Source organism: Streptomyces sp. NPDC037083 (assembly GCF_055606485.1).
This window is the reverse complement of the sequence record NZ_JBVJSQ010000014.1, coordinates 150,473-176,491: the sequence shown is the minus strand read 5'-3', so window position 1 is coordinate 176,491 and position 26,019 is coordinate 150,473. Positions and strand designations below refer to the sequence as shown.

19 protein-coding genes and 4 pseudogenes are annotated in these 26,019 nt (G+C 69.6%); 12 read left to right on the top strand and 11 right to left on the bottom strand.

Annotated features, from left to right (window positions below; all coding sequences use genetic code 11):
- Positions 1-5: 5 nt before the first annotated feature.
- Genes trxA through ACZ7DE_RS32135 form a run of 7 tightly spaced genes read right to left on the bottom strand, consistent with a single transcriptional unit; the run spans position 6 to position 7,490 of the window.
- Positions 6-452, bottom strand: a complete 447-nt coding sequence (trxA, locus tag ACZ7DE_RS32165; protein WP_470767388.1) for a thioredoxin — start codon at positions 450-452, stop codon at positions 6-8.
- On the bottom strand, positions 449-3,088 hold the full coding sequence (gene clpB, locus ACZ7DE_RS32160; RefSeq protein ID WP_470767386.1) for an ATP-dependent chaperone ClpB: 2,640 nt from the start codon (positions 3,086-3,088) through the stop codon (positions 449-451). The genes trxA and clpB overlap by 4 nt, the downstream gene beginning before the upstream one ends.
- On the bottom strand, positions 3,079-3,486 hold the full coding sequence (locus ACZ7DE_RS32155) for a chaperone modulator CbpM (protein WP_470767383.1): 408 nt from the start codon (positions 3,484-3,486) through the stop codon (positions 3,079-3,081). The genes clpB and ACZ7DE_RS32155 overlap by 10 nt, the downstream gene beginning before the upstream one ends.
- A complete protein-coding gene (locus ACZ7DE_RS32150) occupies positions 3,486-4,433 on the bottom strand; it encodes a DnaJ C-terminal domain-containing protein (protein ID WP_470767381.1) in 948 nt (315 codons plus the stop codon). Before ACZ7DE_RS32150 ends, ACZ7DE_RS32155 begins: the two co-directional genes overlap by 1 nt.
- Positions 4,434-4,439: 6 nt before the next feature.
- Positions 4,440-5,048: a nucleotide exchange factor GrpE gene (locus tag ACZ7DE_RS32145; protein WP_470767379.1), complete on the bottom strand. Its 609-nt coding sequence runs from the start codon at positions 5,046-5,048 to the stop codon at positions 4,440-4,442.
- An 8-nt stretch (positions 5,049-5,056) separates the two neighbouring features.
- Entirely contained in the window at positions 5,057-6,955 is a 1,899-nt protein-coding gene (gene dnaK / locus ACZ7DE_RS32140) for a molecular chaperone DnaK (protein WP_470767377.1), read from the bottom strand.
- 52 nt (positions 6,956-7,007) lie between these two features.
- Positions 7,008-7,490, bottom strand: coding sequence for a YflT domain-containing protein (locus ACZ7DE_RS32135; RefSeq protein ID WP_470767375.1), 483 nt, complete (start codon positions 7,488-7,490; stop codon positions 7,008-7,010).
- Positions 7,491-7,710: 220 nt separating this feature from the next.
- On the opposite strand from ACZ7DE_RS32135, the gene ACZ7DE_RS32130 reads away from it, so the two are divergent.
- The 4 genes and pseudogenes from ACZ7DE_RS32130 (at position 7,711) to ACZ7DE_RS32115 (ending at position 11,433) form a co-directional block, all read left to right on the top strand.
- Entirely contained in the window at positions 7,711-9,510 is a 1,800-nt protein-coding gene (locus tag ACZ7DE_RS32130; protein WP_470767373.1) for a PucR family transcriptional regulator, read from the top strand.
- 172 nt (positions 9,511-9,682) lie between these two features.
- Positions 9,683-10,036, top strand: a pseudogene (locus ACZ7DE_RS32125) (aldo/keto reductase); the annotation flags it as partial.
- Between the two features lie 257 nt (positions 10,037-10,293).
- Entirely contained in the window at positions 10,294-10,743 is a 450-nt protein-coding gene (locus tag ACZ7DE_RS32120; RefSeq protein WP_470767371.1) for a DUF1931 family protein, read from the top strand.
- Positions 10,744-10,867: 124 nt separating this feature from the next.
- Positions 10,868-11,433 (top strand): annotated as a pseudogene (locus ACZ7DE_RS32115) (type 1 glutamine amidotransferase domain-containing protein).
- Positions 11,434-11,576: 143 nt separating this feature from the next.
- On the opposite strand, the gene uvrA reads toward ACZ7DE_RS32115, so the two are convergent.
- Entirely contained in the window at positions 11,577-14,045 is a 2,469-nt protein-coding gene (gene uvrA / locus ACZ7DE_RS32110; protein WP_470767369.1) for an excinuclease ABC subunit UvrA, read from the bottom strand.
- 338 nt (positions 14,046-14,383) lie between these two features.
- Here uvrA and ACZ7DE_RS32105 point away from each other — a divergent pair, with 338 nt between their 5' ends.
- The 3 genes from ACZ7DE_RS32105 (at position 14,384) to ACZ7DE_RS32095 (ending at position 19,487) form a co-directional block, all read left to right on the top strand.
- Positions 14,384-15,517, top strand: coding sequence for a hypothetical protein (locus tag ACZ7DE_RS32105; protein ID WP_470767368.1), 1,134 nt, complete (start codon positions 14,384-14,386; stop codon positions 15,515-15,517).
- Positions 15,518-15,824: 307 nt separating this feature from the next.
- Positions 15,825-17,000, top strand: coding sequence for a glutathione-independent formaldehyde dehydrogenase (locus ACZ7DE_RS32100; protein ID WP_470767366.1), 1,176 nt, complete (start codon positions 15,825-15,827; stop codon positions 16,998-17,000).
- Positions 17,001-17,309: 309 nt separating this feature from the next.
- Positions 17,310-19,487 (top strand): FUSC family protein, encoded by a 2,178-nt coding sequence (locus ACZ7DE_RS32095; RefSeq protein WP_470767364.1) that lies wholly within the window; start codon positions 17,310-17,312, stop codon positions 19,485-19,487.
- Positions 19,488-19,582: 95 nt separating this feature from the next.
- On the opposite strand, the pseudogene ACZ7DE_RS32090 reads toward ACZ7DE_RS32095, so the two are convergent.
- Positions 19,583-20,250, bottom strand: a pseudogene (locus ACZ7DE_RS32090) (transposase family protein); the annotation flags it as partial.
- A gap of 130 nt (positions 20,251-20,380) precedes the next feature.
- Here ACZ7DE_RS32090 and ACZ7DE_RS32085 point away from each other — a divergent pair.
- Positions 20,381-20,932, top strand: coding sequence for an HAD domain-containing protein (locus tag ACZ7DE_RS32085; protein ID WP_470767362.1), 552 nt, complete (start codon positions 20,381-20,383; stop codon positions 20,930-20,932).
- 42 nt (positions 20,933-20,974) lie between these two features.
- On the opposite strand, the pseudogene ACZ7DE_RS32080 reads toward ACZ7DE_RS32085, so the two are convergent.
- Positions 20,975-21,484, bottom strand: a pseudogene (locus tag ACZ7DE_RS32080) (transposase); the annotation flags it as partial.
- A 73-nt stretch (positions 21,485-21,557) separates the two neighbouring features.
- Between ACZ7DE_RS32080 and ACZ7DE_RS32075 the strand changes: the two are divergent.
- On the top strand, positions 21,558-23,072 hold the full coding sequence (locus ACZ7DE_RS32075) for a hypothetical protein (RefSeq protein ID WP_470767360.1): 1,515 nt from the start codon (positions 21,558-21,560) through the stop codon (positions 23,070-23,072).
- Between the two features lie 291 nt (positions 23,073-23,363).
- Here the strand turns inward: ACZ7DE_RS32075 and ACZ7DE_RS32070 are convergent, their stop codons facing one another.
- Entirely contained in the window at positions 23,364-24,512 is a 1,149-nt protein-coding gene (locus tag ACZ7DE_RS32070; RefSeq protein WP_470767358.1) for a PP2C family protein-serine/threonine phosphatase, read from the bottom strand.
- Positions 24,513-24,760: 248 nt separating this feature from the next.
- Here ACZ7DE_RS32070 and ACZ7DE_RS32065 point away from each other — a divergent pair, with 248 nt between their 5' ends.
- The 3 genes from ACZ7DE_RS32065 to ACZ7DE_RS32055 all read left to right on the top strand — a co-directional run bounded on the left by ACZ7DE_RS32065 (position 24,761) and on the right by ACZ7DE_RS32055 (position 25,995).
- Positions 24,761-25,153, top strand: a complete 393-nt coding sequence (locus tag ACZ7DE_RS32065; protein WP_470767579.1) for a luciferase domain-containing protein — start codon at positions 24,761-24,763, stop codon at positions 25,151-25,153.
- A gap of 26 nt (positions 25,154-25,179) precedes the next feature.
- Positions 25,180-25,386, top strand: a complete 207-nt coding sequence (locus ACZ7DE_RS32060) for a three-helix bundle dimerization domain-containing protein (protein WP_470767356.1) — start codon at positions 25,180-25,182, stop codon at positions 25,384-25,386.
- A 126-nt stretch (positions 25,387-25,512) separates the two neighbouring features.
- On the top strand, positions 25,513-25,995 hold the full coding sequence (locus ACZ7DE_RS32055) for a maleylpyruvate isomerase N-terminal domain-containing protein (RefSeq protein WP_470767354.1): 483 nt from the start codon (positions 25,513-25,515) through the stop codon (positions 25,993-25,995).
- Positions 25,996-26,019 lie beyond the last annotated feature (24 nt).

Genomic DNA, 26,019 nt, shown 5'->3' with positions numbered 1-26,019 from the left:
CCGGATCACCCTTCCCGGGCCGTGATCGACTGTTCCACCCACCGGCGCAGAGCGGGAGCTGGCGCCGCCCCCGCCTGGCGGGCGACCGTCTCGCCCTGGTCGAGGACGAGCAGTGTCGGTACCGCCTGGACCTCGAAACGCTGCGACAGACGCGGGTTCTTGTCGACGTCGACCTTGACGAGTTTGATTCGGCCGGCGAGATCGGTGGCGACCTTCTCCAGCGCGGGGCTGACCATGCGGCAGGGGCCGCACCAAGTGGCCCACAGGTCGACCACGACGGGGACGTCGGCCCGCTCGGCGACCTCGGTGAAGTCGTCGTCGCCCGCGTCCACCATCCACGGCAGTGGCTGCTTGCAGTGGCCGCACTTGGGTCGGCCCTCCGCGGCCACGGGCACCCGATTGGTGCGCCCGCAGTTCGGACACCTGACGGTAGTCGCCTGCATCGTGCTCATGCCGCCCGCGCTCCCTTCACGTCCTCGGGCTGGTCGTAGGTGACCACCAGCTCTCCGTGCTGGGCGTCGACGCGGACCGTCGCGCCGTCCTGGACGTCGCCGCGCAGCAGGGCGCGTCCGACCAGCGTCTCGACCTCGTGGGAGATGTAGCGGCGCAGTGGGCGGGCCCCGTACACCGGGTCGTAGCCCTGATGGGCGATCACTTCCCGGGCAGCGGGGGTGAGTTCGACGGTGATGCGGCGTTCGGCGAGCCGCTGTCGCAGTTCGTCGAACTGCAGCTCCACGATCCGCTCGATCTGCCGCTCTCCGAGCGGCTTGAACAGCACGATGTCGTCGACGCGGTTGAGGAACTCCGGGCGGAAGTGCCCGCGCAGCTCGCCCATCACCAGGGCGCGGGCGTCGGGCTTGATCTCGCCTTCGGCGGTGGCGCCGTCGAGGAGGTGCTCGGAACCGATGTTGGACGTCATGATGATCACGGTGTTGCGGAAGTCGACGGTGCGGCCCTGAGCATCGGTGATGCGGCCGTCGTCGAGGATCTGCAGCAGGGTGTTGAAGACATCGGTGTGCGCCTTCTCGATCTCGTCGAACAGCACGACCGAGTACGGCTTGCGGCGTACGGCCTCGGTGAGCTGGCCGCCTTCCTCGTAACCGACGTATCCGGGCGGTGCGCCCATGAGCCGGCTGACGGTGTGCCGCTCCTGGTACTCGCTCATGTCGAGGCGGACCATGTTCTCCTCGGAGTCGAACAGAGTCCGGGCGACGGTCTTGGCCAGCTCGGTCTTCCCGACGCCGGTGGGGCCCAGGAAGACGAACGAGCCGATGGGGCGGCGAGGGTCGCGGATGCCGGAGCGGGCGCGGATGATGGCGTCGGTGACGAGTTTGACGGCTTCGTCCTGGCCGATGACGCGCTCGCGCAGGATCTCGTCGAGGCGCAGCAGCTTCTCGCGTTCGCCCTCCTGGAGGCGGGCGACCGGGATGCCGGTCCAGGCGGCGACGATCTCGGCGATCTCCTCCTCGGTGACGACCTCGCGCAACAGTCGGTTCTGCCCTTGTTTGGCGGCCAGTTGCTCCTCCTCTGCGGCGAGTCGGCGCTCCAGGTCCTGGAGTCGGCCGTAGCGGAGTTCGGCGGCGCGGTTGAGGTCGTAGGCGCGTTCGGCCTCCTCCGCCTCGAGGCGGACCTGCTCCAGTTCCTGGCGCAGTTCCTGCACGCGGCGGATCGCCTGCCGTTCGGCCTCCCACTGGGCGCGTTTGGCGTCGGCCTCGCCGCGCAGGTCGGCCAGTTCCCTGCGCAGCTCCCCCAGGCGGGCCTTGCTGGCGGGATCGGTCTCCTTGGACAGGGCCGCGTCCTCGATCTCCAGACGGGTCACCCGGCGGGTGATCTCGTCGAGTTCGGCGGGCATGGAGTCGATCTCCGTACGCAGCCGGGCACAGGCCTCGTCGACGAGGTCGATGGCCTTGTCGGGCAGGAAACGGTCGGTGATGTAGCGGTGGGAGAGCGTCGCTGCCGCGACCAGCGAGGTGTCCTGGATCTTCACGCCGTGGAAGACCTCCAGGCGTTCGCGCAGTCCGCGCAGGATGGAGATGGTGTCCTCCACGCTCGGCTCGTCGACCAGGACCTGCTGGAAGCGGCGTTCGAGGGCGGCGTCCTTCTCGATGTGCTTGCGGTACTCGTCGAGGGTGGTCGCGCCGATCATGTGCAGTTCGCCGCGGGCGAGCATCGGCTTGAGCATGTTGCCCGCGTCCATGGCCCCTTCGGCGGCGCCCGCGCCGACGACCGTGTGCAACTCGTCGACGAAGAGCAGGATCCGTCCCTCGGCGGCCTTGACCTCGCTGAGCACGGCCTTGAGGCGTTCCTCGAACTCGCCGCGGTACTTGGCGCCGGCGACCAGGGAGCCCATGTCGAGGGCGAACACCGTCTTGTCACGCAGGCCCTCGGGGACGTCGCCACGAACGATGCGCTGGGCCAGGCCCTCGACGATGGCGGTCTTGCCGACGCCGGGGTCGCCGATGAGGACCGGGTTGTTCTTGGTCTTGCGGCTGAGGATCTGGGTGACGCGGCGGATCTCCGCGTCCCGGCCGATGACCGGGTCCAGCCGCCCGGACCGAGCCTCGAGAACCAGGTCGCGACCGTACTTCTCCAGCGCCTCGTAGGCCACTTCGGGGTTGGCGGAGGTGACGCGCTGGTTGCCGCGGACCTGGGTGAGCGCGCTCAGGAACGAGTCCCGGGTGATGCCGGCCTGTTTGAGCAGCCGCCCGGCGGCGGTCGAAGAGCTCTCCTCGGCCAGCGCGAGCAGGAGGTGCTCCACGGACACGTACTCGTCCTTGAGGCGTTTGGCCTCCCGTTCGGCGGCGTCGAGCAGGCGGGAGAGGCGCTGGGTGACGAAGACCTGGCCGGGTGCCGCGCCGGGGCCGGTGACTTTCGGGCGGCGGGAGAGTTCATCGCCCACGGCGGCGCGCAGTTCCTGCGGCTCGGCGCCGGCCTGTTGCAGCAACCGCGGGATCAGACCGTCCTCCTGATCGACAAGTGCGAGCAGCAGGTGCTCCCCGTCGACCTCGGTGTGCCCCATGCCGACGGCCTCGGTCTGTGCCTCCTGGAGGGCTTCCTGGGACTTCTGGGTGAGACGGTTCATGTCCATGGGGGTGTGTCACTCCTCGTGCCGCGGCCGCGCAGGGCGGCTTCGAGCAGACTGATGCGGTCGAGCAGGTCCAGCACCAGGCCGATGGATGCGTAGTTGAGGCAGAGTCCGGTCCGCAGCCGCTGGATGCGGGCGAGGACCGCCGGGGCCGTGGGGTCGAACACCAGGCGCCCCGCGGCGTCGCGGTCGGCGTCGACCAGGCCGAGGGCGACGAACCTGCGGATCAGATCGGGGTGGAGGCCCGAGCGACGGGCCACGGCGGCCAGGGAGAGCCTTGGGACGGGCACGAGCGCGTACCGGACAACCGTCGAGGTGGTGAGGTCGGCGCCCGTCCGCACCGGTCGGGCGCCCACGCCGGCCCGGCCGCTGCCTGCCGCTCCCGCGGGTCGGTCGTTCATCACGTCCTCCTGGGGTCGAACGAGGAAGTGGCGGCGAGCTCCTCGAACAGTTCGCGCTCCCGGTCGCTGAGCTTGGGCGGCACCATGACGCGGAGTTCGGCGTACAGGTCGCCGTTCGCGCCGCGCGGGTTCGGCATGCCCTCGCCGCGCAGTCGCAGTCGCCGGCCGCTGGACGAGCCCGCGGGCACCGTGACCTTGGCCGTGCCGCCGCCGGGGGTGGGCACCGGCACGGTCGCACCCAGGGCCGCCTCCCAGGGGGTGACCGGAACTTGGACGTGCACGTCGCGGCCGTCCAGCCGGAACCGGGGGTGGGGCTGGACACGCACCCGCAGGTACAGGTCGCCCGCGGCGGCGTCGCCACTGCCCCGGCCGCCCTCACCCGCCAGCCGGATGCGCTGCCCGTCGGTGACGCCCGGCGGCACGTCGACCTCGTACCGCCGCGGCTGCCCGGTGGGACCGGCGAGCGTGACGGTGCGACGGCCGCCTCGGTACGCCTCCTCGACGGTGAGCGGCAGTTCGGCCTCCTGGTCCGCTCCGGGGACGCCGCCCCGGGCGGCGCCGGCTCCGAACATGGAGCCGAGCAGGTCCTCGATGTCGATGCCCTCCGCGCCGTAGTCGTCGCCGAAGCCGGTGGCGTACCGGGCACGAGGGCCGCCGCCTGCGGTCCTCCGACCGCGGAAGCCGCCGCCCGCTCCCGCCGCGACCCGTTCGTCGAAGTCCTCCGGGATCTTGCGGAAATCCTCGCCGAAGCGGTCGTAGCGGGCCCGGGTCTTGGGATCGGACAGGACGCTGTATGCCTCGTTGAGGTCCTTGAAACGCTCTTCCGCCCCGGGATCCTTGTTGACGTCGGGGTGGTGCTTGCGGGCGAGTTTGCGATATGCCTGCTGGATCTCGTCCTGGCTCGCGGTCCGCGACACGCCGAGCACCTCGTAGAAGTCCCGTGCCATGACCGGTCACTCCCGCTTCGCGACCGTCACGGCGGCGGGCCTGAGCTGCCGTTCGCCGTCCCCGTAGCCGGGGCGCAGCACGTCGACGACCGTGCCCGGTGGGACGTCGGGGTCCTGGACGACGCCGACCACCTCGTGCAGGGCCGGGTCGAAGGCGACGCCGGTCTCCGCGTGCCGCGGGTACCCGAGCAGCTCGAGGACGTTCACCGCCTGGTCGCGTACGGCCCGGACGCCCTCCACGATCGCGCCCGGATCGGCGCCGGCGTGGGTCAGGGCGAGTTCGAGGTTGTCGAGGACGGGCAGGAAGGCGGCCGCCGTGCGGGACCGCTCGACCCCCCGTTCGCGCTCCAGTTCCCTGGCGTGACGCTTGCGAAGGTTGTCGAGGTCGGCGAGCGCGCGCCGCCAGCGGTCCTCCAGTTCCTGGATCGCCGTCGTGTACTCGTCCTCGGCACGCGCGGGACCGGCGGCGTCGGGTCCCGGCTCGCCGTTCGCCGCTTCGGACCGGGGCGAGACCGGTTCGGGCAGATCCCCGCGAGGAGGGCGTCCGGTGCCTTCCGGGACCGGTACGGCCGGATCCGACGCGGCCCGGTCGGGTTCCTGGGGGTGGGTGGGCATGGCGCGCCTCAGCCCTTGTCGAACTCGGCGTCGATGACATCGTCGTCCCCACCGCCACTCGTGGGACCGCCGGCGGCGGCGTCCTGGCCGGGACCGCCGCCCGTGGCACCGGCGTCCTGATGAGCCGTCAGCCCGGCGAGCACCTGCTGGAGCTCGGAGGTCAGGGGCCGCACGCGCTCCACGCCCGCCTCTTCCTTGACCGCCGCCCGGGCGTCGGACACGAGCATCTCGGCGCGTGCCTTCTCATGCGCGGGCGCTGCGTCGCCCAGTTCGGCGAGACGCTTCTCGACCTGGTACGCGACGGCGTCGAGTTCGTTGCGGGCGTCGACGGCCTCGCGGAGTGCCTGGTCCTGGCCCCGGTTGCTCTCGGCCTCCTGGACCATGCGTTCGACCTCACTGCGGTCCAGGTTGGAACTCTCGCTGATGGTGATGCCCTGTTCCTTGCCGGTGTCCCGGTCGCGGGCCTTGACGTTGAGGATGCCGTTGGCGTCGATGTCGAAGGTGACCTCGATCTGCGGTTCGCCCCGCGGCGCCGGCCGGATGTCGGTGAGCTGGAACCGGCCCAGTACCCGGTTGTCGGCGGCCCGCTCGCGCTCGCCCTGGAGGACCACCACATCGACGGCCGGCTGGTTGTCCTCGGCGGTGGAGAAGGTCTCGCTGCGGCGCACCGGGATGGTGGTGTTCCGCTCGATGATCTTCGTCATCACTCCACCGCGCGTCTCCACGCCCAGCGACAGGGGGGTGACGTCGAGCAGCAGGACGTCCTTGACCTCGCCCTTGAGCACCCCGGCCTGGATCGCGGCGCCCAGGGCCACGACCTCGTCGGGGTTGACGCTCATGTTGGGTTCCTTGCCGCCGGTCAGCCGGCGGACCAGGGTCTGGACGGCGGGGATGCGGGTGGAACCGCCGACGAGGATGACCTCGTCGATGTCGCTGTCGCCGACCTTGGCGTCGGCCATCGCCTGCTGCACCGGTCCCAGGCAGCGCTCCACCAGGTCGCCGGTGATCTGCTCGAACGTGGACCGCATGATCGAGTCGGTGAGGTGCTTGGGGCCCGCGGCGTCGGCGGTGATGAACGGCAGGCTGACCTGCGTCTGCGTCACCGAACTGAGCTCGGTCTTGGCCTTCTCCGCCGCCTCGAACAGTCGTTGCAGCGCCTGCGGGTCCTTGCGCAGGTCGATGCCGTTCTCCTTCTGGAAGTCGTCCGCGAGGTGATCCACCAGACGCCGGTCGAAGTCGTCGCCGCCCAGGTGGCTGTCACCGGCGGTGGAGCGCACCTCCACCACGCCGTCGCCGACGTCGAGGATGCTCACGTCGAAGGTGCCGCCGCCCAGGTCGAAGACGAGGACGGTCTCGTGCTCCTTCTTGTCCATGCCGTACGCGAGGGCGGCCGCCGTCGGCTCGTTGATGATCCGCAGCACCTCCAGTCCCGCGATCCGTCCGGCGTCCTTGGTGGCGGTGCGCTGAGCGTCGTTGAAGTAGGCGGGCACCGTGATGACCGCCTCCGTGACCCGCTCCCCCAGCTGCTTGGAGGCGTCGTCGGCGAGTTTGCGCAGCACCTGTGCGCTGATCTCCTCAGGCGCGTACAGCTTGTCGCGCACCTTGAAGCGGGCGGCCCCGCCGTCGCCCTCGACGACGTCGTACGCCACCGCCCTGGCCTCTTCGGAGATCTCGTCGAAGTGCCGGCCGATGAACCGCTTGGCCGAGTAGATGGTGCCCTTGGGGTTGAGAATCGCCTGGCGGCGGGCCAGCTGGCCCACCAGACGTTCCCCGGTGTCCGTGAAGGCCACCACGGACGGTGTCGTGCGGTTGCCCTCGCTGTTGGGCACGACGGACGGCTCGCCGCCCTCCCACACGGCGATCACCGAGTTGGTGGTGCCCAGGTCGATGCCCACTGCCTTGGCCATGGGGAACTCCTCCCGGTACGGCGCCTGCGCCGACTCTCCGGATCACGTTCGTTCAGGTACGGGTGAGACCTCCGCCGGCGGTCTGCAGCCCGCCGATCAGCCGCACAGCCTCGTCGGCGACCTCCTCGTCCACGACGGCCTCGTACCGGCTCGGCTGCATCGAGCGGATCGATGCGAAATCCCGGCGACCCCCCTGCAGGGTGTGCAGCAGCATGCCGAACAGCGCGCCGACGATCGCTCCGAAGATCAGCCCGCACAGGGCGAGGAGCAGGGCGGAGACGACAGGGTCGAGCCAGTTCACAAGGCCGGACAGCCAGCCGATGAGGGCACCGGGGAGCGCACCGCTCGCCGCTCCGTGAAAAGCGGCCCTGCCGTAGTCCATCCGGCCGGTCACCTGCTCGACCAGGCGCAGGTCCTGGCCGGTGATCGCCACCCTCTCCACGGGAAACTCGTGGTCAGGGAGGTGGTCGACGGCGCGTTCGGCTTCCCGGTACGTCTCGTACGAGGCAACCGGCCTGCGATGCTGCTCTGTCATCGCCCCGCCCTTCCTGCCGGTGCGCACGGAGGTTCTCGAACGCTCCCCAGGGTGGCGAGCCGAGTGGCTCCACGCCTGCGCCTGGCGAGGCAGAAATGCACCGGTCCGGTCGCCCCACTAGTACGAAAGGAAATCCGAACGTCTCGGATGAGCCGGCCCGCCGACGGGTACTCGGAGCACCACTCGCCTCCCTACAGGCAAGGGAGAACGGAGTGATCCCATGGCCGGCAGCCGGGCGCACGACCTGTACCGCCTGTACCGCCTGTACCGCCGCCGCTCCGACCGGGAGGGCAGCCTCCCGCGGGGCAGCGGCGGGCGGCACCCCACGGCCGCGCGGGGAGGGCCCCGCCCACCCGCTCCCACGCCGGCCGACCATGCCCTGCACGACCTGACGGTTCTCTCCCGCGCCCTGTTCGACACCCCGGACGAAAGCGAGATCCTGCGCCTGGCCATGAACCACATAGCCGCCGCGGGGCCATACAGCGCCGAGGCCGGATACCTCATGGTGGGCGGCGACCTGGTCCCCAGCCCGAGGAACGGGCAGACCCATGCCTCGGCCGTGGGCCGGAGGGTGCGGGAGCTGGCCGGGCAGGACGGCCCTGTGACCGTACCCGGCAGGCCCTGGGGCCGGGCCCTGGGGCTACGCGGACTTGAGGGACTCCACGGCTATCTCGTGGTGACGTCCCGCTCCCGGCCCACCGCGGCCGAGCGATCCCTGCTCGCCACGGTCATCCAGCACACCGCCGCTGCACTGTCAGTCGCCTTCGCACACCGCCGCCGACGCGAGGACACGCTGGAACTGCACCGGCTGAGGGACGAACGCACAGCCCTCCAGGGACAGCTGATCTCCGTCGTGGCTGAGCGGGGCTACCAGCGGGCCGTTCACGCGCTCATGGCCGACGCCGCTGCCTCGGGCGGCGGCGAGGAAGCCATCACCCGCGCACTGCACGGGCTCACCGGGCTCCCCGCGCTGGTCGAGGACCGCTTCGGTCGGCTGAGGTCCTGGACCGGCCCCGGCCGCCCCGACCCCTATCCGGAACCGGACCCCGTACGCCAGGACGAGATGTTGCACGCCGTCGCCCGGGAGGTCGGGCCGGTGCGGATAAAGGATCGGCTGATCACCCTGGTCCGCCCGCACGGCGAGATCCTGGGCGTGCTGGCCCTGGTCGATGCCCGGGACGAGGCCGACGAGCACACCGTGCTCGCGCTGGAACACGCCGCCACGTCACTCGCCCTGCAGCTGGCGCACCTGCGCAATCTGGCCGAAGTGGAGCTGAGGCTGCACCGCGAGCTGGTCGACGACCTCCTGGCAGGGACGGACGAGGCGAGCGCCTACGCCCGGTCCGAGGCAGTCGGGTACGACCTGCACCGCAGCCACTACGTCGTCGTGGTGCAGTGGTCGAACCGGACTGCGGACGATTCCTTCGCCCAGACCGTGGGCCGGGCGGCCTCTGCCGTGGGCATGCGCTCGCTGCTGACCCGGCGTGCCGACCACGTGGTCCTGGTCGCCGACGACAGGCCGCACACCCGCGCGCTGTACGAGGCCCTCGCCCTGGAGACCGGGACACGGTCCGGGACGATCGGGGTGAGCGCTCCTTCCGACTCCCCGGACGACATTCCCCACCGCTACCAGGAGGCGCAGCGCGCCCTGGAAGTGCGCCGCCACTCCCGCGAGCGATACGGCACGACGTTCTTCGACGACCTCGGCCTCTACCGCATCCTGGGACCTGGCCACGACTACCGGGAGCTGGAGACGTTCGTCCACGAGTGGCTCGGGCAGCTCATCGACTACGACTCCATGCACCAGGCGGCCATGGTGGAGACCCTGTCCCGGTACTTCGACTGCGGCGGCAACTACGACGACACCGCCGAATCCCTCGCGATCCACCGCAGCACGCTGCGCTATCGGCTCCAGCGCATCCGCGACATCAGCGGCAACGACCTCGCGAACGTCGAGGACCGGCTCAACCTCCAAGTGGCGACCCGAGTGTGGAAGATCATGCTGGGCGGACCCGGCTGATACCTCGCCGGAACTCGAGTGCGAGTGGCGTCAGCAGCAGTCGGGCGGGCTGCCCTGCTGCATACAGCGCTGCAGCGGGTGGGCGGGCGGAGGAGCAACTGCCCACCCCTGCGGATGCCGGACGGCCGACGGCGATCCGGTCGAGCGTCGTTGTGCCCGTTCGCGGCGGTCATCGCTCGACCAGGTGCTGTACAACCTCTCCCGGCGCGGCATCGAGTGGGATCTGCTCCCCTGGTGCCGCGGGGCCGGGGTGACGGTCATGGCGTACTCCCCGATCGAGCAGGGGCGGCTGCTGAAGGGCGAGGCTTTGGCTGCCGTGGCCCGGGCCCTCGGAGCCACGCCGGCCCAGGTGGCGCTCGCCTGGGCGCTGGAACAGGGGGTGGCCGCGATCCCGCGTTCCGGATCACCCGACCACGTTCGGGAGAACCGCGGCGCGGTGGACCTCCACCTTCCCACCGTGGCGCTCGACGCCCTCGACAAGGCGTTCCCGCCGCCCAGCGGGCCCGCGCCCCTGGATGTGCTCTGACGGCGTTGACAGGATGGCGCGTCCCCGCTCGTCGCTCTTGCGGCGTTGCCACGCCGTGCAGCCTCCTGCCGACGGCCGGCCGAGGGATGCCTGCGCACTTCATGCTGCTCTGCCAAGGGAAGAAGGAGCGCCCTTTTTCGGCCTGGGGTGCGGAGGCGCTCAGCAGGGGGCTCTGCGAACCTCGACCGGGTAACAGCCGACCTCGGCGCGGGCGGGAGCGAACGCCGCAGTCCCTTCCCGGTAAGGAGGCGAGAGGCATGACCGTGATGGGTGTGTCGAAGTTCGAGAGGTTCTTCCGCGCCGCCGCAAGCCTCGACGTGGACAAGAACGACCTGAAGCGGTACGGCGACTTCGTCGACGCCAAGCTCTACGACCTCCTGGTCGTCGGCCAGGCGTCGGCCAAGGCCAACGGCAGGGATACCGTCGAACCGTGGGACCTACCGATCACCAAGGGCCTCCAGGAGAGCATCCACCGGTTCCGGCGGCTCGACGAGGAGGTCGAGCTGAAGCCGATCCTGGAACAGCTCGCCACGCACCCTCCCCTCGACAGGACACCCACCCAGGAGGCCGAAGAGCGCTACCCCGAGATCATCGGCGGTCTCAGCGTCGCCCTCGCCGAGACGTTCAAAATCATGTATCCGGATGTCAAGAACCCGCAGACGAGTCACTGGGAGGGCGTGACCGCGGTGTTCGACCGGCTGCTGTAGCAGTCGCGCCCCGGTGCGTGGCGCCGAACCGCTCCCCGGTCCGGGAAAAGGGATCCGGACCGGCCCTGCCGGGTGTCCCTGCCGCTCGCGTCGTACCACCAGCGACTCGCGAAGGGAACCGACCATGACACAGGAACTCCGGGGGATGCGGGTGGCAATTCTGGCCACCGACGGCGTCGAGCGCGTGGAACTCGACCAGCCGCGCGGTGCGCTGCAGGGCGCAGGGACGAAGACCGAGATCGTCTCGCTCCACCCCGGCGAGATCCAGGCCCGCCAATTCGACCTCACGCGGCCGGAACCTTCCCCGTGGACCGCCTGGTCGCCGACGCCTCCGTCGACGACTACCACGCCCTGCTGCTGCCCGGCGGCACCATGAACCCTGACCAGCTGCGCACGGACCGCGACGCGGTGCAGTTCGTCAAGGACTTCATGGCCGGCGGGAAACCGGTCGCATCGATCTGCCACGGCCCGTGGACCCTGGCGGAAGCCGACGCCGTGCGCGGCCGCCGTCCGACGTCGTGGCCCAGCATCCGCACCGACCTGCGCAACGCCGGCGCGGAGGGCGTCGCCGACCAGGAGGTGGTCGTCGACGGGCCACTGGTCACCAGCCGCGGCCCGGCCGACCTGCCGGCCTTCTGCGCTGCCGTCGTGGAACAGTTCGCCGGGGCGCACCATCCCATGCCCGGCTGACCCGGCGGCCCGGAATGGGATCTCGGGCTGTGAATGATCACGGTTCACGGGGCGGGGAAACCTCACGGACGAGCAGTGGGCGGTGCTGAAGCCGCTGTTGCCGAAGAATGCCAGGGATGCGCGGGCGAGCCCCCGCGCGGTGGTCAGGAGCGCGCGAGCCGGGCCGCGAGATAGGGCGCGGTGGCGCTGCGGCGGGCCCTCGCCACCTTGGCCGGCGGGCCCGCGGCGACCACGCGCCCGCCCGCGTCGCCGCCGCCCGGCCCGAGGTCGATGACCCAGTCGGCGGTGGCGATCGTGTCCAGGTCGTGCTCGACGAGGACGACCGTGTTGCCGGCGTCGACGAGCCGGTGCAGCTGTCGCAGCAGCAGCGCGATGTCCGAGGGGTGCAGCCCCGCCGTCGGCTCGTCGAGCAGGTAGAGCGCGTGCCCGCGGCGGGCTCGCTGCAGTTCGGTGGCCAGTTTGATGCGTTGCGCCTCACCGCCGCTGAGTTCCGTCGCGGGCTGCCCCAGCCGCAGGTACCCCAGTCCCACCTCGCGCAACGTCTCCAGACTGCGGGAGGCGGCCGGGACGGCGGACAGGAACTCGGCGGCGGCGTCGACGGACAGGCCCAGCACCTCCGCGATGTTCTTGCCGCGGTAGGTGACTTCCAGCGTCTCGACGTTGTACCGGGCGCCCTCGCAGGTCGGGCACGGCGCGTAGGTGCCGGGCAGGAACAGCAGTTCCACCGCGACGAATCCTTCGCCCTGGCAGGTCTCGCACCGCCCTTCGGGCACGTTGAAGGAGAACCGCCCGGCCGAGTAGCCGCGCGCCCCGGCCTCGTCCGTCGCCGCGTACAGCCTGCGCACCGCGTCGAACATCCCCGTGTACGTGGCCAGGTTGGACCGGGGAGTCCGGCCGATGGGCCGTTGGTCGACCCGGACGAGCCGGTCGAACGACTCGACCCCCGATGCGTCCTGGACGTCGACCTCCAGTTGCGCCTCATCGGGTTCCTCGGGTGCGAGTCCGAGGTGGCCGCGGACGACCTCGGCGAGCACCTGCGTCACCAGCGTCGACTTCCCGGAACCGGACACGCCCGTCACCGCCGTCAGTACACACAGCGGTACGTCGACGGACACGTCGTGCAGATTGTGGCGGGAGACGCCGCTCAGGTGCAGCCAGCCGTGCGGGGTGCGCGGGCGGTGATCGAGCGGCTGGGCACGCCCGAACAGGTACTGGCTCGTGGCCGACTCCCCGACCCGCTCAAGACCGGCGACCGGACCGCTGTACAGCACGCGTCCGCCGCCCTCGCCCGCGCCGGGGCCGATGTCGACCACCCAGTCCGCCCGCCGTACGACGTCCATGTCGTGCTCCACGACGAACAGCGAGTTGCCCGCCGCCTTGAGGCGGTCCAGCACGTCCAGCAGCGGTTCCGCGTCAGCCGGGTGCAGGCCCGCGGAGGGTTCGTCGAGGACGTAGACGACGCCGAACAGCCCCGAGCGCAGCTGGGTGGCGATCCGCAGGCGCTGCGCCTCGCCGGGCGACAGGGTCGTCGAGCGGCGCCCGAGGCTGAGATACCCGAGGCCCAGGTCGAGCAGTACGTCGACCCGCGCGACCAGATCGCCGCAGATCCGGACAGCGACCTCGGTCGTCTCCCCGGATCGGGCGGTCGACGTGGTGGCGCCGGCCTCGGACCGCGCCGCGACGGGCCGCAGCAGCGCCACGACCTCGGCGAGCGGCATCGCGTTGATCTCGGCGATGGAACGTCCGGCGAAGGTCACGGCGAGCGCCTCGGGCCGCAGTCCGCTGCCGTGACACTCGGGGCAGGGCACACTCCTGACGAACCGGAGCGCCCGTTCGCGCATCTTCTCGCTCTTGGAGTCGGCGAGGACGTGCATGACGTGCTGGCGGGCGCTCCAGAACTTGCCCTGGTAGCCGTAGTCGACGCGGTCCTCCTCCGGCTCGATGTACACGGAGGGCTGCTCGTCCGTGTACAGCAGCCAGTCCCGGTCCTTCTTCCTGAGCCTGCGCCACGGTCGGTCGATGTCGATCCCCAGGCCGTTCACGACACTGCGCAGGTTGGCGCCCTGCCAGGCGCCCGGCCAGGCGGCGATCGCCCCCTCGCGAATGCTCAGCGAGGGGTCCGGGACGAGCAGGTCCTCGGCGACGTCGTGCACGACGCCCAGTCCGTGGCACTCCGGGCAGGCGCCGGCCGCGGTGTTGGGTGAGAACGACTCGGCCTCCAGCCGTGCGGCCCGGGGCGGATAGGTGCCGGCGCGGGAGTACAGCATGCGCAGCAGATTGGACAGCGTCGTGATGGTGCCGACCGTCGAGCGTGAGCTGGGCGACCCGCGTCGCTGCTGCAGGGCCACGGCCGGTGGCAGTCCGGTGATTTCCTGTACGTGCGGTGCGCCGACCTGTTGCAACAGCCTTCGGGCGTACGGTGCCACGGACTCGAAGTAGCGCCGCTGGGCCTCCGCGTAGAGCGTGCCGAACGCGAGCGAGGACTTGCCCGAACCGGAGACGCCGGTGAAGGCGACCATCGCGTCCCGCGGAACGTCGACATCGATGTTCCGCAGGTTGTTCTCACTGGCGCCCCGGACATGCACGAAGGCGTCGGTCGCGTCCTTGTCCACCGTTCCTGATTACCTGATCGCGCCGGGAACCGCGCGACAGGCGCCGTCACCGGGCGCCGCTCACGCGAGCGTCGGGAGTATCCCGGATCCCTTTTCGATGCACGGCCTTGAGCGGCGCACACTCCGCTGTCGGCGGATGCCGACAAGGTGGCGTTGCTGATGGAGACCACCCTTCCCGTGGTTCTCGTCAAGCAGGCCCTGCACGGGGAGGACGAGGAGATCTGCCCGTACCGCCTGCACCTGCTGGCGGGGGCCAGCGTGTCACGCGGCGTCGGCGTTCCCTCGGGGGCATCCTGTGGGCACGTGCGAGCGCGGGGGCAGCCGACGAGGAGGCAGTCATGCGGGTGTCGTCTCAGGGCGTTACGGTCGTGGCTCTCCTGGCGGATCCGGACGCGCCCACGGAGATCGCGCAGCGCATGGCCCGGATACTTCCTGCTCGGCTCGCCGACAGGTCAGGCCAGGGACGACGGTTCGACGTCGAGGTGGTCAGTGAGCCCTTCACTGCGGGGACCGAGAACCTGCCCACCTTGATGCGCCGGATCATGGACCGCGGAAGGTCGGAGAGTTGGGACATCGTCGTGGCCCTCACCGACCTTCCGCTGCACTCACACGGGCTCAGGCTCGTGGTGGATCTGAGTCACGAACACAGCTTGGCACTGCTGTCTCTTCCTACCCTGGGGGGCTTGCGGCTGCAGACGAGGGCCCGGCGGGCCGTAGAAGAAGCCGTGCTCAGTCTGGCGGGTCCGCGGGCCAGCGAGGTGGAGGGACCTCCGCAGAGTCAGCCGTCGCTGGCTCCCTTCGTCAGTCGTTTCGCGCCTATTCACCCGGGCCAGGTCGGTGAGGAGGAGACCGCTGATCTTCGGTACGTCGTCAGCGGGCCGCGCGGTTACGTGAGGGTGCTCCTCGGTATGGTCCGCGCCAACCGGCCGTGGCGCTTGGTGCCGGGCTTGTCGAAAGCCCTGGCTGCCGCACTCGCCACGGGAGCAGTCGCCACCGTGAACTCCACCATCTGGAGCCTGGCCGAGTCCTTGAGCGCGCCGCGCCTCGTGATCGCCACGGTCGGGTCTGTCGTGCTCATGATCGGTTGGCTGATCGTGGACGCGCAGCTGTGGCATCGAACTGCAGAGCACTCGCCCGAGGCGAAGCAAAGGGCGAGGCTCTACAACGCCTCGACGGTCATGACGGTGGGTATCGGGGTGCTCGTCTGCTACGTGGGTTTGATCATCATCAACTTGGTGTGGGCCCTGTTCATCCTCAACGGCCAAGTGTTCGCCTCCACGACAGGAACCCCGCTCCACGCCGCGGAATACTGGACGTTGTCCTGGTTCGTCGCTTCAGTAGCGACGGTGGGCGGCGCGCTGGGATCAGGCTTGGAGAGCGACGAGGCGATCCGGGCAGCCGCCTACTCCAAGCGCGAACAGGAACGCCGCCACATGCTCCAGGACGACGACGGTGACCAGTCGGCGACTTGAGTCGGAGATCCGTCGGTGCCTGGTGATGATTGCCGGTCATCCGTGTACGAAGAATCCGCTGATCGATCGGTGCGTGGTTGTTTCGCGTCTGGAGCCGACGGGGACCCGGACGGCACGCCGCCGGAGCGCCGAAGCTTCGCCTGGCAAGCCAACGGCGGTGCCACCGTTCCGCCTGAACCGGGTGAACGGCCCACAGAGGCTTGCCCGAGCCACGGACCCCGTCGCACCAACGCACGGGAGTCAGGTTCTGTACGCCGTCTCCATCGCACCCGTGCTGCGGTCATGCTGCGGCACCGAAGGAGCGATCATGAAAGCCGCGGTATATGAAGGCCCGCGAACGGTCACAGTGAAGGACGTACCGGACGCGAAGATCGAACACCCCTGCGACATCATCGTCAGGATCACCACTACCAACATCTGCGGTTCGGACCTGCACATGTACGAGGGCCGCACCTCGTTCGAGTCCGGCCGCACTCTGGGACACGAGAACATGGGCCAGGTCGTAGAGGTCGGCTCGGCCGTCCGCAAGGTCCAGGTCGGCGAGTATGTAGTCCTGCCCTTCAACATCGCCTGCGGCTTCTGCAAGCAGTGCGAGCAGGGTCTGACCAACTACTGCCTGACCATGCAGCCGGAACCGGCCCTTGCCGGAGCCGCCTACGGATTCGCCGACATGGGCCCCTACCAGGGCGGCCAGGCGGAACTGCTGCGCGTGCCCTACGGCGACTTCAACGCGCTGCGTCTGGGTGAGGACGCCGCCGAGCGTCAGACCGACTACGTGATGCTCGCCGACATCTTCCCCACCGGCTATCACGCCACCGAGATGGCCCACGTCAAACCGGGTGACCAGACGATCGTCTTCGGGGCCGGCCCCGTCGGGCTGATGGCGACCTACTCCGCCCTCCTCAAGGGCGCCGGGCGCGTCTGGGTGGCGGACCACCAGCCCGACCGGCTGCGCAAGGCGGAGGAGATCGGGGCCATCCCGATCAACACCGCCGAGCAGAACCCGGCGGAGGTCGTCAAGGAGGCCACCCTCGGTCTGGGCGCCGACAACGGCTGTGAGTGCGTCGGTTACCAGGCACACGATCCCGAGGGACACGAGGACGCCAGCCTCACGCTCAACGGGCTGATCGACTCGGTCAGGTTCACGGGCGGCATCGGCGTGGTGGGCGTGTTCCTGCCCCAGGACCCCGGCGGCGAGGAGGCCCAGGGCGAGCTGGAGGCACAGGGCAAGGTCCCGATCGACTTCGGCATGATGTGGTTCAAGGGCCAGCGCATGGGCACGGGGCAGGCGCCGGTGAAGAGGTACAACCGGGCGCTTCGGGATCTGATCGCCGGTGAGAAGGCAAAGCCGAGCTTCGTCGTCTCCCACGAACTCAGCCTGGACGAGGCCCCCACCGCCTACGAGCACTTCGACGCCCGTGACGAGGGCTGGACCAAGGTGGTCCTGCATCCCAACGGACACGGGAACGGCCACAAGCGGTAGGAGAGCCGGGGCCGCCGCCCGTCCCCCGGACGGGTCCGGGGAACGGGCGGCGATCTGCCCATCCTCCGGCCGGGGCTGAGGGCAATCGCCCGCGCTCCGGTCGGACCTGAACCAATTGCGCTTGCCCGCGCTCCGGCCCGGAGGACGGACGGCGGACGCTCAGCAGTGTCCGCCGTGGCGGCACCCCGTCCAGCGGCTGCGGCCGCCAGCCAGCTCGCGGGCCGTGTGGGAGGCTTCCTTGCCCAACGGCTGCCGCACCACAACCAGGCCGACGCGACCCGGCAGGACGTTCCGGCCAGGCGGACACCCGTGACGTGGCTGCGGGCCTTCGGGGAGGTCGTGCGATCCGGGCTCACGATCGAGGAGACGCGGCTGGAGCCCCTGCTCGCGCTGCGCACGGCCGCCGGGGTGGCGATCGTCATCGGGCTGGCGCTGTGGCTGGTCTCCCCCGCGTATGCCGCGTCCGCCGCCCTCGGCGCCTACTCCGCGGGTGGAGCCACCTTCCAGCGCACCTGGCGTCCACGCAAGGTGATCGCGCTCGGCGCGGGCGCCGGTCTGGCGCTCAGCACCTTCGTGGGCTATCTGGCGGCGGGGCGACTCGTGACGTTCCTTCCGCTGCTGGCCGTATGGGCCTTCGCCGCAGGAATGGCGTGGGCCGTCGGATCGACCGCCGGGGTCGTCGCAGCGACCACGGTCGGCAGCATGCTGGTGACCGTCACCCTGCCCACAAGTGTCGGGCGAGCCCTGGAGCACGCCGGGGTCATCGCGCTCGGGGGCGTGACGCAGGCCGTGCTGATTCTGCTGTTCCCGATCCGGCGTTGGGGAGCGCATCGTGACGCGCTCGCCGACGCCCTGGCTGCCGTGGCGGACTACGCCCGCCGGCTGCGGCACGACCCGACCGCCCCGTTCGACCCGGAGCCGTTGATGACGGCCCGGGACGCGGCCGCCGTGACGCCGTCACAGGCCCGCACCCGCCCCTCCGTCCTCCACGGCCCCCGGGGACTCGCCGAGCGCATTCGGCCGGTCATCGCCGCGCTCGCCGACCCCGACGTCGGCGCCCCAGCGGATGGACCCGGGCGTGACCGCGCACGGGAGTTGCTCGACGCGGCCGCCGACGTCCTGGACGCGGCCGCCCGCTCTATCCGCCGCGGCACTCCCGCCGAGGTGCGGCCCGAGAGCACAGACGTCCTGCACGTCGACGAGGAGCACGAGGTGCTGGAGGGCCCCGCGCGGCAGGCCGCCGAGCGGCTCGTGGAACTGCTCGGCGAGGCGTTGGAGATCGCCGGCTGCGGCGGCGTGCGCGGGAGAACGCCCACCCCGCCCGGCTCCGCGGGCGCCCAGTTCCTGGTGCGCCCGACCATGCTCCGGCTGGTCCCGGTCGTCGTCCGAGCGGTCCGCCGTGAGCTCCGGCGGGACTCGCCCGTGTTCCGGCACGCCGTCCGCCTGGCGGCGGTGGCCACGCTCGGCTATCTGATCGCCGCCCGGCTCCCCCTGGGCCATGGCTACTGGGCGCCCATCGCCTCGGTGATGGTGATGCGGCCGGACTTCCACCAGACGTACGCGCGTGCGGTGGCCCGTCTCGCCGGGACCCTGGCGGGGGTCGCCCTCGCCAGCGGGGTGGCGCGGGCCCTGGGCCCGGACGCCCATGTGTTCGGCGCGCTGACGGTGGTCTCGGCAGGCCTGTCGTACACGCTGATCCGTACCGGCTACGCCTACTCCCAGTGCTTCACTGCCGCATACGTCGTCTTCCTGCTCGGCATGGGCGGCCAGGCATGGGAGCAGACGGTCCCGGAGCGCGTGGTGCTCACCCTGCTCGGCGGGGTCCTGGCAATGCTGGCCTACGTGGTGTTCCCCGCGTGGGAGACGCCTCGGCTGCCGGGCCGGCTTGCTGACTGGCTCGCCGCAAACGGCCGCTACGCCGCCGCGGTGCTCCGCAGCTACGCCGAACCGACCCGAGAGCATCACGCCGCCATGCGCCGGGCACTGCTGGAGAGCAGGGAGGCACGTGCCGCCTGGCAGGAGACATACGACCGGGCAAGGCAGGAACCGGTCCGCCCCAGGGGTCTGACGTCGCGCGAGGCGCAGGAGGCACAGGAGGCGCTCAAGGGGCTCGGCCGGGCGGCGATGCTCATGGAGAGCCACGTCCCGCGGGCCGACAGCCGTTTCGTCCCCGAGGCCGAGCGATTCGCCAAAGCCCTGGAGACGGACACCTCGAAGGCAGCAGACGCCGTACGCGAGCACAGGAATCCGGACTGGGGACGCGTGGAGGAGGCGCTCCACGCGTGGGAGGACGCCGCCGCCGACAACGGGAGCCCGGTCGTGCGGCGCGAAGCGGAACTGCAAAAACGGGCCTTGGAAGAGCTCACGACGGCCGTGAGCCGCACGCCCCTGGAACGGGACGTCGGCTCTGCTCGCGAGGAGCAGCGGGTGCGGGCCGCCGTGGCGGCGGAACGCGACGGATCAGAATCCGCGCACCGTGGTGGGTGACGAAGTGGGCCACGGGGAGCGCCGTGCCTCCGGGAACGGCAAATGAAGATCATCGCGGTCACCGTGGCCCTGTCCGTCCTCCTGGCCCGGAACACGCCTTTGAGGCGGCAGTCGCGGAGGGTCTTCCAGGTCTTCATCCGGGCGCATACGCGCCCGACGCGGGCACCGACCTGCTTGTGGGACTTGTTGTGTTCCTCTTTCCAGTCCGGGAGCTCGGTCCGGCCCGCGCCGGCGGCAGTGCGGAATGACGAGTCCGGGTCCCGGGTAGCCACCGTCGGTGATGGTGAGGGTCTTGCCGACGACGACCTTGACGCCGGACTCCTCCCATTGGAGTCGTTGCGGTTTCCGACGAGCGGTCGGCCGACCACGACCACCAGGCGGGTAAATCAGCCTCTATGACAACTTGGTCGTTGGTGGAGTATCGGTAGTTCTTCGACCGCTCGGCGATGCTGTGGTCGCGGGTGGGGACCAGAGTGCCGTCCACGATGAGCACGGTGTCCTTGGCGAACCGCTTGCGGGACTGGAGCGTGAGCAGGGGCCCGATGGTTGATGACTCGGCCGACTTTGGACTTCGAGACGCCGAATATCGGAACGATGGCGCAGCGTCAGGTTGGTGCGTCAGTATGCCGTGACCAGCAGCGCCCGGTCCCCCAACAAACAGACTCCACGGCAGGCCCCGGTGAACCACATCTGCTCCGTCGCGCCGCAGTCTGGTCACCAGCTTGGCGAAGCAGCGCGGACTCAGCCCGATGAACGCGGCTATTCAGGAGGGCTCCGAAGCCGTGATCACGCTCGCCACATCATGATCACCGCTCAGGCTGGCCCCATGCCGAGACGATCTCTGCAGCTACGCTGATCGAGGTAGTTGACAGTGAGCCAGACCGGGGGCAACCGTGAACCGACCACTGCTCTTCCTTGACGTGGACGGGCCGCTCAACCCGTATGCGGCCCAGCCGGAGCGGCGTCCCGACGGCTACACCACACTCAGAGTTCCCTGGAACGGTCCCCGTGAGCAGGACAGGGGACTCTCGTCCCGGTGGCGCCCACTGCGGATCTGGCTCAACCCAGAGCACGGACGATTCCTGCTCCAGCTCGGCTTCGAGCTGTGCTGGGCCACCACATGGATGGACGACGCCAACCGGTGGATAGCACCGGTGCTCGGCCTTCCGGAACTTCCCTTCGTCGACTTCGGCGACGTCTTGCTCCAAGAACGCCCTGATGGAGTCCACTGGAAGACCGGTCCGCTAGTGAACTACGCCAACGGGCGTCCTTTCGCGTGGGTGGACGACGAACAGAGCGAGCTGGATCAGACGTATGTGACCGCCCACCATCGAGCGCCCGGGCTCCTGCACCATGTCAACCCTCGGGTCGGCCTACAGGAGGACGACTTCCACAAGCTCGCCGACTTCGCCCGATCTCTGGACACTCCACGAGCCACCGGCTGAGCGGTCGTCGGCTCTTCAGGACGTCATTGCGATTGGCGCCGGATTGCGATTGGCGCCGGTTGACAGGACCGCGAGCGGATGCCGTGTCCGTCGGTGATGAGGTGGTGTTTCGAGCCGGCCCGCCCATGGTCGACCGGCGACGGACCTGTCCGGCTCCCTGTTTCAGCGGCCCTGACGTGCGAGGAGCGACCAAGCAGCGGGACCGGTCCAGCCGGGAGGCCGCGATAACTCGGCCAGTAGAACCTCATGCAAGCGTTGCCAGACGCCGGCCTCGTTCCAGTCCCGCAACCTGCGCCAGCACGTCATGCCGGAGCCGAAGCCGAGCTCTTCCGGGAGATGCTCCCACTCGATTCCGGTGCGTAGCACGTACAGGATTCAGCGGAGCACCTCCGGTCCGACAGCAGCTTGCAGGAACCGGGATACCGCAAGCGTCGCTCAAGCTCCGGCAGCAACGGCTCCAGGCGGGCCCACAGCTCAACCGGCACGGTGACGTCCCCACACGGGGACGAACGCTCAACTCCGGCCCGGACACGGCCGACGCCGCCTGCCCACCTCATTGTGGGAGCCGTCAATGCTGTGTCTGAGGCCGGGGCCCCGACCGGCCCCCTGGTACAGGGGGCCATGCTTGCCGTACAACGAAATCACGGTCACCCGCCCAGAACCCGACGATCTGTCACCGCCGGAAGACTGGAGCGCTCCTGAGCGCCGCCTGTGGTCGGCTTTTCAGGACGGTAGCAGGCTGGATCTTCGTAGGGGATCGGCCGTTGACGACGATCCCGCGAGTGGGGCAGCGTGGGGCCCGGAGCGGCAGATCAGAGCGCACGTGATCGCGTGCCTGCTTCTCAACGGACCACCTGCGCGTCCCGGAACGGTGCGTGCGCTCCGTGTCACGGGCGCACGAGTGACCGGTGAACTCGACCTCACGTCAGCGACCATCGACTGCGAGATCGACTTTGCTGCCTGCTCCTTCTCCGATGTCCTGAGCCTTCGGCACGCTACGACTCTCGCCGTCTACCTGCAGAAGTCCCGCCTGCCCGAGTTCAGTGCGGAAGCGCTGCACTGTCCGGGCCTTGACATGCGCGACGCGGTCGTGGAGGGCAACGTGTGGATCCAAGGGAGCGACATCACGATCGATGTGAACCTCGATCGTGCGAAGGTCGGTGGTTGGATCAACGGAAACCTCCTCACGATCGGGTCATGGTTCAACGGCCGCTTCGGCCTGTCCGTAGGCAAGTGGCTTTCGCTCGCCAACGCTCGGATCGGCGGTGTGGACCTGCGCCAAGCCGACATCGGCCATGCGGGAGCCAGCGAACAGGTGCTCGGCGCTCATCTCCTGACCTGTGACACCTTCTGGGCTTCGGACATCCGGGTGGCGCACGGCATCATCCTGAGCGGCGCACAAATCAACGGTGAAGCAGTCTTGTCGAAAGCCGTTGTGCACGGTGCCCCCTCCGACGAACCGGCGATCCGCCTCGATGAGACCCACGCGCGACGCCTGGACATCGGCACCGCACGGGCGGACACGAGGTCGGTCTCGCTGCGGGGAGCGACCATCGGCAAGCTGGTCGACCGTCCTCAAGGAGGTCCCCTGTTGGAACTGGACGCCCTCACCTACGAGCGGCTCGAACCGCTTCCGCCTCGCTCGACCCGCGTTCGGCTCTCCTGGCTCCAAGAGAACCTCAGCGGTCAGTACTGGCCTCAGCCTTACGAGCAATTGGCGGCGGCCTATCGCGTCCTCGGCCATGACAGCGAAGCCCGCAGAGTCCTGCGCGCCAAGCATCGTCACCACCGCTCAACTCTGCCGTGGACAACCAAGATCTGGGACTGGTTGCAAGACGCTGTCGCAGGCTACGGCTACCGCCCCGCCCTCGCCGGTGGCTGGCTCGTCGCCCTCACGCTCCTCGGCACACTCGTCTTCAGTCTCAGCGAGCCACAGCGCTCCGAGCCGGGCAGCGGTCCGGCCTTCAACCCCACCGTCTACACACTCGACCTACTGCTGCCCATCATTGACTTCGGCCAGGAGAAGGCGTTCCTACCGGCGAGCGGACTGCAGTGGTTCGCCTATGCGCTCATCGCCTTGGGCTGGATACTCGCCACCACACTCGTAGCCGGCCTCACCCGCGTACTAGGGCGCTCCTGACGCGACGGGGAACCGAAACGGCGCCCCTCTATCCGCCGAACGGCGGGCGCGTCCCAGGCGTATGCGTCCACGCCTCATGAAGGGCGAATCTGTGACTAATCGTGTCCGGACGAGCTCGGTCCAGGGAGCCTACCCAGGGATCAACGATATCCCCTGCGCCGTCTCGACGGCGGGGGCATACCTTTGCCGCCGGCACGTGCCGTCGAACCCCTCGCCGGCTGCAAAGGAGCATCCGGCCTGCGCCCACGCCAGCTGCCTTCCGACCGCGCCAGAACCTGCTGCGTAGCACCGTCAGGAAAGCGAGGGTGTGTACGGTGCGGCGTGCGAGGGGCCGGCGCGCTCGATGGCGACGAGGGCGGCGTCGTCGCCGAGGTTTCGGCCTGTGTGGGTCAGGAGATCGCTGCACAGGTAGCGGAGAAGGTCATCCGGTCCCCGCCCTGACCAGGCAGTGAGCCGTTCGGCCAGCGGATAGAAGTCGCCCTTGCTGTTGCGCGCTTCGATGACCCCGTCCGTGTAGAGCAGGATGATGTCTCCGTCGGCCACGGTGAAGTTCTGGACGGTGAAGGGGTTCTCCATGTGTCCGGTCAGCCCCAGTGGTGGGGCAGGCTGGCGAACTTGCATTTCGTGGACGTTGCCGCGGGTCCACAGCAGTGGCGGCGGGTGACCACAGTTGATCATGGAGACGGCTGTGGCGTGGTCGGGGATGTCCAGGACGGCTGCGGTGGTGAAAGCTTCCAGATCCTCCATGCCATCGGTCCAGTCACCCGGTGTGTCGAGGTCTGAGGAGACGGCGTCCTCGAGGAAGGCCATCAGAGCGGGCAGTTCGGGCTGCCGGTGCGCTGCGGCGCGGAAGGCACCCAGGAGCCGGGCGGCATCTCCGATCGCCTCCAGCCCCTTGCCGCGGACGTCGCCGATGAGGACACGGGTGCCGTGCGTGGTGCGGGCCGTGGCATACAGGTCTCCGCCGATCTGCGCCTCGGCTTCCGCGGCCAGGTAGACGGAAGCCAGACGTAGCGGACCCATCCGGCGCGGAAGGGGCCGCAGCACGACCTCCTGCGCCGCCTGCGCCACCGAGCGAAGCTGCACCAGCTGCCGCTCATGACGCTCGCGCCGGAAGGCGAAGAGAGTCGCCAGTACGGAGATCAAGGTCAGGGCGAGGATCTGGAGGGTGTGGTTGAGGTCCGTGAGGCTGGTGCGTGTGACAGCGACCGTGACCTGAGCGAGGACGGCGAGCGCTCCGACCAGGGCCGTCAGACGCGGGCCGGCGAACGATGCCGTGATCGCGGGTGCCGCCACCAGGAAGGGACCGAGGTGGACGTCGGGAGGGGCAAGAATGTCCACAACGGTGACGACTGCAATCAAGGCGAGAGGCAGCACAAGCCGACGGCTCGACGCATTCCACGACCGGATCACAGGTCCCAATTGTCGGCTGGAGTCCACGCCTCCTGCATACACCCCAGTACGCACATGGCCCCAGGACGGCCTCCGTGTGCCACGCCACCTTGACCCGCCCGGCTGGCGGACGGCGCATTCCGCAGCACGGCGCATCCCGGCCCGGCCGGCCAGCCGCGCGCTCCGGGCAGACACCGAGTCGACATCAGGACATTCGTGCGATGCGGCCCGGTTACAGATTCCTCATCTTCTGGTGAAGGCCCAGTGAGCTGACCATGATGGATGCATGACGTTGGCTGCGCGCCCTCACGCAACTGTCCGCCTGGGACGACCTCACTGAGGCCGAGCCAAGCTGCGGCCCCGTCCGGGCACTGCGCTCACCCCAGGGCGAGATCGCTCATTTCCATTCCGGCAGCGACGTCGACCTGTACCTCACGGCCCGGGCCATACGGCGCTTCGAAGAACAGTTCAGCCAGTCCGCCGCGATCCGGCTGGTGCCCGGATCGCAATGGCTGACACTGCGCCTCGACGGGGAAGCGGACGTGCACCTGCTCATGACCCTGGTCAGCCTGGCCCTCCAGGCTCACCAGGCTCATGAGGCGTGGCCGGTTCCCGGCGACGCTCCGCAAACAGAATGCAATGATCACCAAAGCGCGGTACGTATCCGCGAAAACCTCAGCGGGGGCTGAGAAGCCCTCCTCCGAGGAGGTGACACATGACGAACAAAGCACGCGAGGACGACGCTATCTCCGGAGTGGTGGAGCGCCTGACGAACGTCTTCAGCGCGACACACAGCTCGGGCGAGGTCCAGGCTGCCGTAGCCAAGGCTCACGCGTCTTTCACCGGCCGACGCGTACGCGAATTCGTGCCCGTGCTTGTCGAGCGCAAGGCGCGGGCTCTGCTGAGCAAATCATCCGGCTGACGACGTACGGCTGGGCGCAACTCGGCGTCCAACTCAGAGGAGCGCAGCACATCGCGCAGTGCCTGCCGGGGGCCGAGCTGTTCCGTCAGGATGCGGGCGGCAGCGTCGCTGCTGAGATTCTTCAGCGTGGATCCGGCACTGGAGGGACCCGCCTCTGAGCAAGAACCCATCCCGGTGCTGGTGCACTATGCGCGGGCGGTGTGGATCGACGTGCCGCTCGACGGCGAGATCAGCTCTGGAATCCGAGCGAAGGGCGAAGGCATCTCTTCCGAAGGCGTGCGACACCTGGTCGAACGCGTCCGTGCCGCGCTCGGCCAGCAGCGAACCGGCCTTGAGGAGGTACATGGCGCCTGGGTGGTGTTCATGCCGCAAACAGGGTGGGCGCTGAGTCTGGACGATTTCCTCGTGACCCGGATGGTCGAGCTCGCTGTGCATATGGATGACCCGGCGGTCAGCGTGGACCTCAGCGCGCCGGAGCTTCCCGGTGCTGCCCTTGATCCCGTGGTTGCGCTACTGACCGGGCTTGCCGTCCGGCGCCATGGCCAAGCGGCACTGCTGCGTGCCCTGACTCGCGCGGAGCGAGCACCATCCGCGATCAACGTGTTCTGAGCGCTGCGTCAGCTCGCGTCAGCG